Source organism: Lactococcus sp. AK05 (genome assembly GCF_041026685.1).
Classification (GTDB): domain Bacteria; phylum Bacillota; class Bacilli; order Lactobacillales; family Streptococcaceae; genus Lactococcus; species Lactococcus lactis.
The window spans coordinates 885,506-899,641 of the sequence record NZ_JBFTEI010000001.1; the positions used below are offsets into that span (position 1 = coordinate 885,506).

The window sequence follows — 14,136 nt, forward strand, 5'->3', positions numbered from 1 at the left end:
GTATAGCATATCATCAAAAGCTTGGACACAAAAAAGTTCCTGCCATTTTTACTGACAGAAACTTTTTTTACTGACAGAATGATAAATTATGCTGTAGCGACTTTTATTAATTGTTCATCAACAATTTCGGCTGTTTTTCTTCCTTCACGGATTGCCCAAATAACCAAAGACGGACCTCGTCTGGCATCGCCTGCTACTAGAACTTTGTCATTATTTGTTCGATAGTCATCATAAATTTCTTGAACACCAAATTTATCCAGTAATCCTGTGTCAGTCCCAACAAATCCCATAGCAAGTAAAACTAAGTCAGCTTCAATTACTTGTTCAGTCCCTTCTACTGCCTTGAAGTCAGGTCCAACTTTGGCTACTTTTAAACCTGTAAGTTGACCTTCAGCATTAGTTTGGAAAGCTGTTGCAGTCATTTGGTAGGTTGTCAAATCAGTATTTCCCACAAATTCTGCTTCTTTTTGCCCATAACCTGCTCTCAAGGTCATTGGCCACTCAGGCCAAGGGTTATTATCTAAACGATTAGTAGGTAAACTTGGTGTGATTTCTAATTGAGAAACCGAAGTTGCTCCTAAACGAACTGCCGTTCCGATACAATCGTTCCCTGTATCTCCACCACCAATGACAACTACTTTTTTTCCTTTTAATGATTGACTAATATTATCTTCGCCCTCTTCAAGGACAGTTTTAGTCGTTTCTGTCAGAAAATCAATGGCAAATCGAATTCCAACTGCTTCACGGCCTGAAATATTTAAATCACGTGGAATTCCTGCGCCAATCGCCAAAATAATTCTATCAAAATTTACTGACAGGTCTTCGTAACTGATTGTCTTTCCAATCTCAGTATTGGTGACAAAAGTCACACCAAGTTCTGTCATTAAATCAATCCGTTTTTGAACGACTTTTTTATCCAATTTCATATTTGGAATGCCGTACATCAATAAGCCGCCCAAACGATCTGATTTTTCAAAAACAGTAACGCTATGTCCCAATTGATTAAGACGCCAAGCAGCTGACAGACCGGCAGGTCCAGACCCAATAATCGCTATTTTATAACCTGTTGGCTCCGCCGCTTTGCCAATTTCAGCCACCCAACCTTCATCATTTCCTAAATCACCTAAGAAACGTTCATTATCTTTAATGGTTACTCCTGCACCGTTTAAGGCCTCAGCACAAGATTTTTCACAAGGAGCAGGACAGACTCTGCCAGTAAATTCTGGAAAAGGATTGGTTAAAATCAAACGTTCATAGGCTTTTCTTTGTAGTCCTCGATAAATCAAATCATTCCACTCTGGAATATGATTATCATTTGGACAACCTGAGACAGCCCGTTTGCCCCCATAAAATATCCCTTGATGGCAAAAAGGAACATCACAATGCATACAACGTGCCGCTTGTTTTTGTCGTTCTTCAGTAGATAAGGGAACTTGCAGTTCAGCAAAATCCTTTATCCGCTCCGCTAATTCACGGTAAGGATTATCATTTCTTGGATAATTTAAAAATCCATTTGGATCAGCCATTAGCTCACCTCCGTTACTTTTTTAAAGGTTGTCATTGTAAGCGCTTCGCCTGACAAACCTGTTTTAGCCAAATCTTCTTCAACATTTTTAATATGATGATATTCTCTTGGATAAACTTTGACAAATTTTTCGCGTTCTGTTTGCCAATGTTCTAAAATAAATTTTGCTTTTGCTGAATCAGTATAATTCAAATGTTTCTTCAATAATTCTTCTAAAACTTCATCACCTGAAGTTTCATCTAAAGCATAAAGATCTACCATTTCCCGATTCACTTTATTTTCAAAATTGCCAGCGACATCATAAACATAAGCGATACCACCAGACATCCCAGCCGCAAAATTACGACCTGTTGTACCAAGAACAACAGCGATACCACCAGTCATGTATTCACAACCATGGTCACCCGTTCCTTCCACAACAAAATGTGCTCCTGAATTTCGGACACCACAGCGCTCACCTGCACGACCTCGGAAATATGCTTCGCCACCGATAGCCCCAAAGAGCGAAACATTCCCCACAATAGAAGTATTTTCAATATCATAAGCGGCATCTAGAGGTGGTTTTACAATCAAACGGCCACCTGACAATGATTTTCCAATATAATCATTGGCTTCGCCAATCAAAGTAACCTCCATACCAGCGGTTGCGTAAGAGCCAAAGGACTGGCCAGCAACCCCTTCATATTCATAGCAAACAGAAGCATCTTTTAGACCAAAATTACCATAACGTTCAGCAATCCAACCTGCCATCCGCGCGGTCGTTGTTCGATTAATATTTTTAATCGTGCCATGAACCGTTGCCTGAGAACCATTATTAAGTGTAGCCTCCGTAAATTGGTCTAACTCTTTCCAAGCACGAGGATTAGCAAAAGGATCACTATGTCTTGTTGCAATCGGTAAGGCATGACCAAGCATACGGCTAAAGTCCAAACCTCGCATTTTAGCTGGTAAATCTTCTTTAGCTTGCAAGAGCTCGGCATGACCTACCAATTCATTGATTGTTCTAAAACCAAGTTCGGCTAAAAGTTCTCGAACTTCCTCAGCCATAAATTCCATTAAACGCACAATGTGCTCTGGTTTTCCAGCAAAATTTGCTCTTAATCTAGGATTTTGTGTGGCAATACCTACGGGACAAGTATTTAAATGACAATTTCTTGTCATGATACATCCAATCGCAACCAAAGCTAAACTACCAAATGAATATTCTTCAGCACCTAGCATTGCAGCAATCGCAATATCTCGACCTGTGACTACTTTACCATCAGTTTCCAAAATCATTCGGTCACGTAAATTGTTCAAACTAAGCGTTTGATGTGCTTCTGCCAGTCCCATTTCCCAAGGGAGACCTGCATCTCTTGTTGAGTTTCTAGGACTTGCTCCGGTTCCTCCATCATAGCCAGAAATAACAACTTTATCAGCTCCGGCTTTAACACATCCTGTAGCAATTGTTCCAACACCAGTCGATGAAACCAACTTAACGTTGATTTTTGCATAAGGATTAATTTTTTTCAAGTCAAAAATAAGTTGCGACAAATCTTCAATGGAATAAATATCATGATGAGGCGGTGGTGAAATTAAACTTACCCCTGGAGTTGAGTTTCGAACTTCTGCCACCCAAGGAAAAGCTTTTTTACCTGGCAATTGCCCCCCTTCACCTGGTTTAGCACCTTGCGAAATTTTAATTTGAATCTCTTCGGCAGACATTAAATAAGCAGCTGACACACCAAATCGTCCAGAGGCGACTTGTTTAATTTTAGAATTATTGATTGTGCCATAACGTTTTGCATTTTCACCACCTTCACCCGAATTGGATTTTGCACCAATAGAGTTCATGGCTTGAGCAATACATTCGTGAGCCTCTTGTGACAATGATCCAAATGACATGGCCCCAATTTTGAAACGTTTAACAATTTCACGAGCTGGTTCTACTTCGCTCATCTGAATGGACTTCCGATCAGATTTGATTTTCCAAGTGTGACGTAAGCTTGTCGGCGTTTTTATAGCAATATCATTTAGATACTGACTATATTTTTTATATTTTTCAAAATCATTTTGACGGACAGCATTTTGAATTTGGTAAATCATTTGTGGGTCATAGATATGATGTTCTCCTTCATCCGCCCGGTATTGGAAAGAACCGCCTGTTTCCAATAAATCCTGTGCTCGATGTCCATAAGCTTTCTCATATCGCAAACGATATTCGTCCTCAATTTGGGCAAGAGAAAGTCCACCAATTCTTGTACTCGTACCTGTGAAGTACTTGTCAACAACTTCTTTAGATAAACCAATTGCTTCAAAAAGTTGAGCCCCTTTATAACCGACAATTGTTGAAATTCCCATCCGGCTCATGACCTTAACAATACCTTTTTCTGCCGCATGACGGAAATTTTCAAGTTGTTCAGGTGCTCCCATACCCCAGTCTGAAAGGGTTGCGTATGCACCATAAGGATGAATTCCTGAAACGCCATAACCTACAAGCGCTGCAAATTGATGAACTTCACAGACCTCAGCTGTGTCTACAATAATTGCAAATTTAGACGCATTATGACGTCCTAACATATAATGATAAAGTCCTGACAAAGCAAGTAAAATAGGCATCGGCACTTTATTTTCAGCAAAGTCACGGTCAGAAAGCACGATAATAGTTGTTCCTTGATTAATCAAACTTTCTGCCTTATAAAAGAGTTTGTTCAATGCATTTTCTAAAAGATCATCCTTATCATATAGGGTGGAAATAACTTCTGTATGATAATGTTCTTCCTTCAATGCTAAGATTTTTTCAAAATCAGCCGTTGAAAGGACTGGACTGTCTAATTTTAACTTACGGACATTTTCACCTGTAATTTTTGCTGGATTCCCATCTTCTCCCAAATAGGTTTCTGTTCCAATGACAATTTGTTCCCTAATCGCATCAATTGGCGGATTGGTCACTTGAGCAAATTGTTGTTTGAAGAAATTATAAAGTGATTGAGCTTGGTCAGATAAAACTGCCAAAGGAGCATCAAAGCCCATTGAAATTGTAGGTTCATTGGCTGATTCCGCCATTGGTAAAAGCACTGTCCGAATGACTTCGTCAGTATAACCAAATAATTTCCATAAGGTATTCATTTTTGCTGACGGAATTGGATTTGTTTTTTCACTTTCTGTCAATGCTGACAGTTTTTTCAAACCTGCTGACAGAAATTCTTGGTAGGGATATTTATTAGCATAATAACTCTTAACTTCTTCATTACGAATAATTTTTCCTTCGTCAGTATTTACTAACAACATATTACCAGGTCCAAGAACTGATTTTTCAATGATTTCATCGGATGGGATATCAACCACACCAGATTCGCTTGACAGAATGATAAAATTATCCTTTGTCACAAGATAACGACTTGGTCTTAAACCATTCCGATCAAGTCTTGCCCCAACGGTTTTTCCGTCAGTAAATACTAAAGCTGCCGGTCCATCCCAAGGCGCAATATGAGCAGTTGAATATTCGTAAAAAGCTTTCAATTCTGGACTTAAGCCAGTTTGTTCTCCCCAAGCCTCAGGAATCATGGTCAGTAAACTTTCTGGAAGTTCTCGACCATTTCGATAGAAATACTCCATACAATTTTCTAATTTGGCTGAATCAGAATTTTCTTCATTGTACATTTCAATATCGTTGACTTTCATCCAGTTTTCAGCTCCACGAAGCGTGTTAATTTCGCCATTATGTGCTAGAAAACGAAAAGGTTGAGCCCGATTCCAAGAGGGAAAAGTATTGGTAGAAAAACGGCTATGTGTCAGTGCAATATGACTTTTGAAATCTTCATCAGACAAATCAGGATAAAAGAGTTTTACTTGATAAGCGTGAAGCATTCCCTTATAAACGACCGTCTGACTAGATAATGAACAAATATATAATTCCTCTTCGTCAAAACGTTTCTCAAGATTTCGTCTGATAATAAATAAATCATTTTCAAAATTAGAAATTTCGCTGACAGGTTTTTCAGATGATTTTTTCTCAATAAAAACTTGAACAAAAGACGGCATAATTCCTTGAGCCGTTGCTCCACATGCTTCAAAATTAAAAGGAACTGTGCGCGTCAATAAGACTTCATAGCCTTGAGCCTTAACAGCTGCCTTAATCGCTTCTAATTCTTGATGTTTTTTATTTTCCTTACGTGATAAGAAAAATTGCCCTACGGCATAATCACCAAGTTTTGGTAGTTCTACATCATGTTCTTTTGCAATTTTACGAAAGAATTCATCAGGCAAAGCAAGTAAAATACCTGCCCCATCTCCGGTTTCTGGTTCAGCACCCGTTCCACCACGATGATTCATCCTTGTTAACATGGTCAGCGCTCTATCAACTAAAAGGTGACTAGCTTTCCCGTCAATTTGGGCAATGAAGCCCATTCCACAAGCATCCGATTCAAAATCAGGCTGCCAAAGTGTCGTTTTCATGGCTTGTTTAGCTTTTTTATTCATAACACAACCTCTTTTATTTTACAATTTGGTTCTTTTATTCTACTAAAATTCCGATGAAATATCAATATATTCTGACAATTATATATAAATGTAATTTTTAGTAGCTTTATCAAAAATATAAAAACCCTTACAATTGACAAAAAGAAACTAAAATCATAAGATAAAAGAATGAATAAGGAACAATTAAAGACACTAATTAATTCAGGAAAAACATACGATGACGCCGATTTAGACTTGTCTGAATATCGTAACCATGCCCTTTTTGAAAGCCGCCGTTATAATCAAAAAATTAATAACAATGAGGGTTATCATCCAGAAATCTTAGAAAATCTTTTTGAACATTTAGGTAAAAATCCTTATATTGAATCTAATTTTCGCTGTGAATTTGGCTTCAATATAAGAATTGGCGATAATGTCCTCATTAATCATGATATGATTATTTTAGACTGTAATCAGGTCACGATTGGCAATAATGTTTACTTTGGCCCCCGCTGTGGTTTATTTGCTGCCAATCATTCGGAAGATCCAAGTTTAAGAACTGCTGGTGGGGTTTATTCAAAGCCAATTACAGTTGGGAACCAAGTTTGGCTGGGGGCAAATGTCAGCCTTCTTCCTGGTGTAAGCATTGGTGACAATAGTATTATTGGTGCAGGAAGCGTCGTTACCAAAGATATTCCAGAAAATGTGATTGCTGCTGGTAATCCTTGCCAAGTGATTCGTCCAATTCGAACAGAGGATCAAGAATGGATTAAAAAAGATAAATTATTTATTTCAAAATAAAAAAGCTAAAGAGTATTCTTTAGCTTTTTAAATTAATCAACTTTAACTATCCAGCCTTCTGGTGCTTCAACATCACCAAACTGAATGCCAACCAACTCATCATATAAACGTTTAACCGTTGGTCCTACTTCTGTTTCTGAATGGAAAATATAAGAATCTTCTCCATCGTCAATACGACCAATTGGAGAGATAATTGCTGCTGTGCCACAAGCTCCTGCTTCAACAAATTTACCTAAATCTTTGGCATAAACTTCACCCTCAATCGCTTTGAGTCCCAAACGATGTTCAGCTAAATAAAGAAGAGAATATTTAGTAATTGAAGGTAAGATAGATGGACTCAATGGTGTGATAAATTCATTATCAGCTGTAATTCCAAAGAAATTTGCTGCCCCGACTTCTTCAATTTTAGTATGTGTGCTTGGGTCAAGATAAATTGCATCTGCATAGCCTGAAGCTTTGGCACCAACTTCTGCTTGTAAAGAAGCTGCATAATTTCCTCCAACTTTGGCACCACCTGTACCAAGTGGAGCTGCCCTATCATAATCTCTTGAAATTACAAATTTTGAAGGAGCCAATCCGCCTTTAAAATAAGAACCAACTGGCATAGCAAAAACGGTGAAAATATATTCATCAGCAGGTTTTACACCAATAACATCACCAACCCCAATCAAAAGTGGACGGAGATAGAGCGTTGCACCCGTTCCGTAAGGAGGCACAAAATCTTCGTTGGCTTTCACCACTTGTTTAACTGCATCAATAAACATTTCAGTTGGAACTTCTGCCATGCAAAGTCGACGCGCCGTATTTTGCAAACGAGCAGCATTTTGGTCAGGACGGAAAAGTTGGATTGAACCATCCTTTGTTCGATAGGCTTTTAATCCTTCAAAACCTTGTTGACCATAATGCAAAGCAGGTGATGATTCACTAATATGAAGTTGATTATCTCCTGTTAGTTCTCCAGCACTCCATTTTCCATCTTTAAAACGAGCGATATAACGAAAAGGTAAGTTCCGATAACTGAATCCTAAATTTTCCCAGTCTAAATTAATTGCCATAACATCCTCCAAATTTTTTTGTTATAATAGATTATATTATTTTCTGTAACATAAAACAAGAAAATATTCATGAAATTCAGTAAAAGTTCAAACAATTTTTTCAAATATAGTCAATTTCTCTATAAATGAATTTATAAAATTACTGAACAAAGGAGCAAAAATGAACTTATTAAAAACAAACTGGGAAGACTTTGGTTTATTTTTATTAGATAAAGCAATTACAATTTTATTAATTAGTATTCTTTTTTTTATTCTCTATCAAGCCGGCTCTCGTATCGTTAAACGCTTATTTAAAAATTATAGTGAGCAAAAATGGACAGATACTTCGAGAATTTTAACCCTCTCTCGACTGACAACCAGTGCCATCCATTATCTTACAGTTTTTCTTTATATCTATACTGTTCTAGGAGTCATCGGAATTCCTGTTGCAAATATCCTTGCTGGTGCTGGTATTCTCGGAGTTGCTCTAGGTTTTGCTGGGCGAGATTTAGTCGCTGATATTATCAATGGCTTCTTTATTATCGTTGAACATCAAATCAACGTTGGAGATACTGTGGCTTTTGCTGGCCTTGACATCGAAGGGGTCGTAAAAACTGTAGGAATTCGTTCAATTACAGTAATTGGCGCTGATGGCGCAACGACTTTTATTCCTAATCGAAATATTGCTGCCCTCAAAAACTATTCATACAAAGAAAGAACTGTCAATCTTGATGTGCCAGTAACAAGTGAAAATCTGATTGAAAGAAAAAATCAGATTATGGAAGTTAATGCAAATTATCCTCAACTTAAATATTTAGGAATTATCAACATTGAAGACAAACTCTTCTTAAGAACAAGTTTAACAGCCCCATTATCTAAGATTACTCCTTTAAAAATGGAGATTTTAGATAAATATTATGAAAAATAATCACTGACAGACTTATGACTAGATAGAAAAAAATTTATCATCAAAATAAAAGCGATATAGATTAACTATATCGCTTTTATTTTTTCCTAAGATGAATATCAGCTTTTTTTAGTGAGTAAAGCCATAAGTTTTATTTTCAGGTTCCTCATGGTATAGAATATGAGCCTTATTTAAAGCCTCAATTGCTTCTTGCATATCTTGAACATAGTTAAATGCCATATTCATCCCAAAATCTGCTCGAATCACTATGCGTTGAATGATTTCATTTTCCAAATTTTTGGGAAGTGGATAAGCAGGCACTTGCCATCCCTTCATTAATAAACGGTCCGCCAAATCATAAAGATTCCAATCCCGATTTGAATCTTCTTTTAATTTATAGCAGACAATTGGCAATTGTGACCCATCGTTCATAATTTCAAACAATCCAGTTTTTTCAATTTCTTTTGCTAAAAACATAGCTACTTTATGCGTTCTCTCATGAATAGCTTTATATCCATCAAATCCATAACGTACAAAATTATAATATTGACCAATTAATTGAGAGGCACTATGAGAAAAATTAATGGCCATCGTTGGTAGTTCTCCTCCAAGATAACTTACTTTAAAAATTAATTCTTCTGGTAAATATTTTTTGTCACGCCACAAAACCCAACCTACACCAGGATAAACTAACCCATATTTATGACCTGAGGTATTGATTGAAATGACATTTTTCAAACGGAAGTCCCACTCAAGTTCTGGCTCAACAAAGGGAGCATAAAGCCCTCCTGAAGCAGCATCTACGTGAATATAAACTTTATAGTCTGTCTGTTTATTATATTCTTCAATCAAATTATCCAAAGCTTTGATATCATCATAACGACCAGTATAAGTAATCCCCATAATTCCAACTACCCCAATCGTATATTCATCAACATAATCCATCACTTTATCCAAATTGATTGACATATGTTCTCTATCCATTGGCACTTCTCGCATTTCAATATCCCAATAAACACAGAATTTTTCCCAGCAAACTTGATAACCAGATGAAATAACTAAGTTTGGCTTTTTCGCATTAATGTCTAATCCTAATTTTTCTGCTCGCTTGCGCCAAGAAAACTTCATGGCCATTCCACCAAGCATACAAGCTTCTGAAGAACCAATTGTTGAAGTCCCCATAAATTTTTCTTTTTCACTCGCATTCCAAAGGTCAGCAATCATGTTGACGCAACGGTTTTCAATTTCAGTTGTTCTTGGATATTCCGATTTATCAATCGCATTTTTTTCCAAGGTCTGACTCATTAGCTTGACTGCTTCAGGTTCCATATAAGTTTGACAGAATGTGGCTAAATTTAAACGAGCATTCCCTTCATCTAACATTTCATCTTGAACTAACTGATAGGCCACTCGAGGCTCAATTGATTGTTGAGCTAATTTATATTTAGGCAAATCCACTTGTTCACTTTCTGAACCAAAAATTGGTTCCAAGAACTCTGCTTCATCGCGATTTTCTTTTCCGTATAACATAGGTACATCCTCCAATTTTTTAATGTTTTAAGATATGTTCTTCTTTTTTAATAATATGATGCTCACCACGAGCTGCTGGATAAATCGCGGGGTTCACATCTCTTGCTTTAAAGTGCCTTGGTTCTTCAATAGTATCATGTCCCCTTTTATCATGCAATTCATAAACAATAAATGGCAAGATAGCGGTCACAACAAAGCTTATAAGAAGTATCATTTGATAAGTATGAGTCTCATTTTTCGCAATTGATGCTGGAGGAACAAAGGAAATAAATAGAGCAAAAATTGATAATAAAAATCCAATTCCCGCAATGATTGTTTTTCCAACTCTTTTACCTGGAACATTATAAGTACGCTTTAAATTTTGTTTTTTATAGATTAAAACAAAGTAACCAATAAAGAATAAGAGATAACCTACCAAATAAATCACTACTGTCAGTGAAATGGCAACTAAGAAAGATAAATTATTTCCTCCTCCTCCAAAAGTTAATACAGCGCCCCAAAGTGTAACAATGATTCCTTGAATCATAACTAAAGGAACAGGGACTTCATGCGTATTTGTTTTACGTAAAAATTTTGGTAATAAGCCTCTTTGTGCTGCTGCAAACATCCCTCTAGAAGGACCAACAACCCATGAACTCACTTCTCCCATAACCCCAAAGGCAATCATTAGTGCAATTACTTTAACTAACCATCCCAAATGATGATTAAAATGTAAGATTAACGTTTGAAAAGTTTGAATTACCCCTGCACTTAATGATAAGTCTTTTTGAGGAATAACCGCTGCTACAGAAAATCCACCTATGGCATCTAAAGAAATAGCTAAAATTACTAATAAAATCATTGCTAAGGGATAATTTCTCTTTGGATTTTCAAGTTCATTAATGTGCGAAGCTGAAGCTTCTACCCCCATATAAGCAAGAATAAAAGAAACAAAAACTACTAAAGTTGATACTTGTGAAAAATCTGGTACAAAAGCATGCTTATTAATTGGTATCTCTATCGGATTACCTCCGATAAAATATGCAGCAGCTAATCCAAACAAGATCATCGATGGAATCACTATTCCAACTATGAAACCAGCTTTTACCAATTTTGCCGTTCTTTGTGTCCCACCTAACTGAGAAAATGTCAATCCCCAAAAAATGATTAGTAAACCAATAAATTTAATCAATGGATCTGTATTAAGTGCCTGAAAATTTAACACATAAGAGAGGGCCCCTAAAATGAAATAGATCATAGTGACAAAGCCAACTGTAATTTGGAACCACTGAAAAAATATGGCTGCAAAACCAAAGCGCTCCCCTAAAGTTTGGCTTACCCAACTAAAAATTCCACCATTTTTCCAACCTTCAACCGTCGCCATTTCTGCTGCACAGAGCGCTACGGGCAAAAACCAGAGTAGTCCTCCGAGAAGTAAAAAGAACACCAAATGTAATTTTGACGTGGCAAAAGTAGGATACTCATAGACAGTCAAAACCATTGAAGCGGTTAATGCAAAAAAACCGAATAATGATAATTTTTTTTGATTCATCATACCTCCTTATATTTATGATTGAATTTTTTAAAAGATATGTTATATAGCTTCATACAACTCATCTTCATTTTCTAGTATATGCTCCAGGATAAAAAAAATCTCTTTTGAGCTGTTGCTTTAAAGCAACAGCTCAAAAGAGACTAAACTGACTTTTTCAAATACTTTTCCATTTTTTTCTGGTAGAATTCTTTTATCTTCATTCCTCCAAATTCTTCCAAAGTTTCAAGCGCATAATTTATTTTTTCTTCTCCTACTTCTGCATTTTCAAAATTAAAAATAATGATACCTCTGGCAAGATGTCTTAATACTTCAGAATATAAATCGACACCTACAGTTCGATATTTTTTAGTCATTTCTAAAATATTTTCGGCTTTTGCTCTTTCTCCATTAGCCGCGTATATCGCAACGCTTTTATAGGCTATTTGCAATAGTCTCCTTCTATATTTTAAGACTCTACAGTAATTTTCACATCTTTTGTCAAAGTTAAAAAGCAACAATTCCAATTGATTGACATTGAGATAATCAGATACAAAATAGAATAAAGTTAGTTCAAAATATCCCCACTCTTCAATATTACAAAGATAAGTTTCAATTTCCTTAACTTCTGTCTGACTAATAGTCCCAAGCTTCGTTTTAACGGTAATCGTCAGTAAATGATTCCCTGTTTCTTTAACCTCAGAATATAACTCTTTTATTTTATCTCGATTTTGACTAAATTCAGCTTTTTCCAATTCTAATATAAAAAATTCTTGGAAATTCGGCATATAATTATTTACTATCAATTCGTACTCAGCTAATGGCACTTGCATTTCTTCTAACATCAAATCTATGCGCTCAAAACTCATCATACACTTTCCATGTTCAAATCTAGATATATTTGAACGGTCTATTCCTAATTTACTAAAGTATGATAATCCTAAATTCTTTTGGTTTCGTAACTTTTTAAAACAATCTCCATATTTTTTATACATTCTCAACATCCCCCAAACTATTATTTTTATTGTTTTTTCAAGATTTATAACAGTTCATTAGCTATACTCTTTAATCAGTATATCAATGTAGCTGTTATTTCTGTATTTAAGAAATTACGCAATTGAGATTATAACTTATTTAGAACTTAGTCGTCAAATTTATACCAGTTCATACAAAAAGTATATCTTACATAATTTATAATAAAAAACATTTATATTACTTTATATTTCTCTTAGGATATTAAAGAAAACAGTTTAAAAGCTTATACTGGGCTCATCATCTGATCTATCAGAATTTTGATATAAGTCTTTTGTTAAAATAATTATTATTAAAAAATATTGGAAATTATAACAGATGTAACTATACCAATTTCAAATATTTTATGAGTAACTAATTCTATAAAAAAATCTCTTTATTTATTATGTCATTTAGGTTAATATAAAATTAGTTTTTATTAAAGAAGTAATAGCCTAAATAATTACTGACAGACCTGTCAGCAAAAAAACGTGAACAGATAAGGTTCACGTTTTACATATTTTTACTGACAGAATCTACGATTTAAAATTGACCATTGTTTTAATCGGCTCATAGGACTTGCGATGAATCCTTGTGATACCATATTTTGTTAGAGCTTCAAGATGTTTTGCTGTTCCATAACCAGCATTATGTTCAAAATCATACTCAGGAAATTCACGAGCAAACTCTTTCATCATTTCATCACGAGTTACTTTAGCAACAATTGAGGCCGCTGCAATCGAGGCTGAGCGAGCATCTCCGTGAATAATTTTTGTCTGTGCAATAGGTAAATCCAAAACCATAGCATCAATTAAGAGATGCTCAGGTTTAACAGATAATTTTGATACTGCTTGAATCATTGCAATTTTTGTTGCTTCATAAATATTTACTTCATCAATTTTTTCTGCATCAACAATCCCAATTCCTATTGCTAAAGCTTTTTCTTGAATTTCAGATAGAATAGCATGATGTTTTGATTTTGGCACTTTTTTACTATCATTTAAACCCCGAATTTTACAATTTTTAGGTAAAATGACTGCCGCAGTCACTACAGGACCAGCAAGTGGTCCACGACCAACTTCATCAATACCTGCAATTAATTGAATTCCTTGACCGTAAAGTTCTTTCTCAAATTCCAACATTTGTTCCAAACGAGCCTCTTCTGCTAACTCTGCTAAAATTTGTTTTTTCCTACTTTTAAGTGCTGCTTGAACCCCAACCCTTTCATCAGCTTCATATTCTAAGAATTCTTTTGCTGACAAGTCTGTCAATTTGGCTAAGGTCGCTTTAATTTCTTTAATGGTTTGTCCCATTTTACTCACCAACTCTCAAAAATTACTGACAGCTTTTCTGTCAGTAATTTTACATAATATTATTT

Annotated in this window: 9 protein-coding genes; 2 read left to right on the forward strand and 7 right to left on the reverse strand. The window is 35.6% G+C overall.

Translation table 11 applies throughout. From position 1 onward, the window contains the following. Positions 1–86 precede the first annotated feature (86 nt). Together AB6B24_RS04230 and gltB are read right to left on the reverse strand one after the other, a co-directional pair. The gene (locus AB6B24_RS04230; RefSeq protein WP_311802703.1) at positions 87–1,526 is read right to left on the reverse strand and encodes a glutamate synthase subunit beta; all 1,440 of its coding nucleotides are present in this window, start codon (positions 1,524–1,526) and stop codon (positions 87–89) included. Further along, the gene (gene gltB / locus AB6B24_RS04235) at positions 1,526–5,986 is read right to left on the reverse strand and encodes a glutamate synthase large subunit (RefSeq protein WP_369164198.1); all 4,461 of its coding nucleotides are present in this window, start codon (positions 5,984–5,986) and stop codon (positions 1,526–1,528) included. Before gltB ends, AB6B24_RS04230 begins: the two co-directional genes overlap by 1 nt. 168 nt (positions 5,987–6,154) lie before the next feature. Between gltB and AB6B24_RS04240 the strand changes: the two genes are divergently transcribed. After that, positions 6,155–6,766 (forward strand): sugar O-acetyltransferase, encoded by a 612-nt coding sequence (locus AB6B24_RS04240; RefSeq protein ID WP_058204666.1) that lies wholly within the window; start codon positions 6,155–6,157, stop codon positions 6,764–6,766. Between the two features lie 32 nt (positions 6,767–6,798). Here AB6B24_RS04240 and AB6B24_RS04245 read toward each other — a convergent pair whose 3' ends face one another. After that, a complete protein-coding gene (locus tag AB6B24_RS04245) occupies positions 6,799–7,821 on the reverse strand; it encodes a branched-chain amino acid aminotransferase (protein ID WP_003130182.1) in 1,023 nt (340 codons plus the stop codon). A gap of 160 nt (positions 7,822–7,981) precedes the next feature. Between AB6B24_RS04245 and AB6B24_RS04250 the strand changes: the two genes are divergently transcribed. After that, the gene (locus tag AB6B24_RS04250; RefSeq protein ID WP_003130180.1) at positions 7,982–8,728 is read left to right on the forward strand and encodes a mechanosensitive ion channel family protein; all 747 of its coding nucleotides are present in this window, start codon (positions 7,982–7,984) and stop codon (positions 8,726–8,728) included. Positions 8,729–8,836: 108 nt separating this feature from the next. On the opposite strand, the gene AB6B24_RS04255 is transcribed toward AB6B24_RS04250, so the two are convergent. From AB6B24_RS04255 to AB6B24_RS04270, 4 genes are all read right to left on the reverse strand, one after another. Next, a complete protein-coding gene (locus AB6B24_RS04255; protein WP_311802706.1) occupies positions 8,837–10,237 on the reverse strand; it encodes a glutamate decarboxylase in 1,401 nt (466 codons plus the stop codon). A 19-nt stretch (positions 10,238–10,256) separates the two neighbouring features. Further along, positions 10,257–11,768, reverse strand: coding sequence for a glutamate:gamma-aminobutyrate antiporter (gene gadC, locus AB6B24_RS04260; protein WP_038600763.1), 1,512 nt, complete (start codon positions 11,766–11,768; stop codon positions 10,257–10,259). A gap of 143 nt (positions 11,769–11,911) precedes the next feature. Beyond that, positions 11,912–12,742 (reverse strand): XRE/MutR family transcriptional regulator, encoded by an 831-nt coding sequence (locus tag AB6B24_RS04265; protein ID WP_311802709.1) that lies wholly within the window; start codon positions 12,740–12,742, stop codon positions 11,912–11,914. A gap of 552 nt (positions 12,743–13,294) precedes the next feature. Then, the gene (locus AB6B24_RS04270; RefSeq protein WP_311802711.1) at positions 13,295–14,071 is read right to left on the reverse strand and encodes a ribonuclease HII; all 777 of its coding nucleotides are present in this window, start codon (positions 14,069–14,071) and stop codon (positions 13,295–13,297) included. Positions 14,072–14,136: the final 65 nt, after the last annotated feature.

What these genes read in the sequence shown, in the direction of transcription:
- AB6B24_RS04230 (WP_311802703.1), bottom strand. Translation starts at nt 1,526, where the DNA reads ATGGCTGATCCAAATGGATTTTTAAATTATCCAAGAAATGATAATCCT.
- gltB (WP_369164198.1), bottom strand. Translation starts at nt 5,986, where the DNA reads ATGAATAAAAAAGCTAAACAAGCCATGAAAACGACACTTTGGCAGCCT.
- AB6B24_RS04240 (WP_058204666.1), top strand. Translation starts at nt 6,155, where the DNA reads ATGAATAAGGAACAATTAAAGACACTAATTAATTCAGGAAAAACATAC.
- AB6B24_RS04245 (WP_003130182.1), bottom strand. Translation starts at nt 7,821, where the DNA reads ATGGCAATTAATTTAGACTGGGAAAATTTAGGATTCAGTTATCGGAAC.
- AB6B24_RS04250 (WP_003130180.1), top strand. Translation starts at nt 7,982, where the DNA reads ATGAACTTATTAAAAACAAACTGGGAAGACTTTGGTTTATTTTTATTA.
- AB6B24_RS04255 (WP_311802706.1), bottom strand. Translation starts at nt 10,237, where the DNA reads ATGTTATACGGAAAAGAAAATCGCGATGAAGCAGAGTTCTTGGAACCA.
- gadC (WP_038600763.1), bottom strand. Translation starts at nt 11,768, where the DNA reads ATGAATCAAAAAAAATTATCATTATTCGGTTTTTTTGCATTAACCGCT.
- AB6B24_RS04265 (WP_311802709.1), bottom strand. Translation starts at nt 12,742, where the DNA reads ATGTATAAAAAATATGGAGATTGTTTTAAAAAGTTACGAAACCAAAAG.
- AB6B24_RS04270 (WP_311802711.1), bottom strand. Translation starts at nt 14,071, where the DNA reads ATGGGACAAACCATTAAAGAAATTAAAGCGACCTTAGCCAAATTGACA.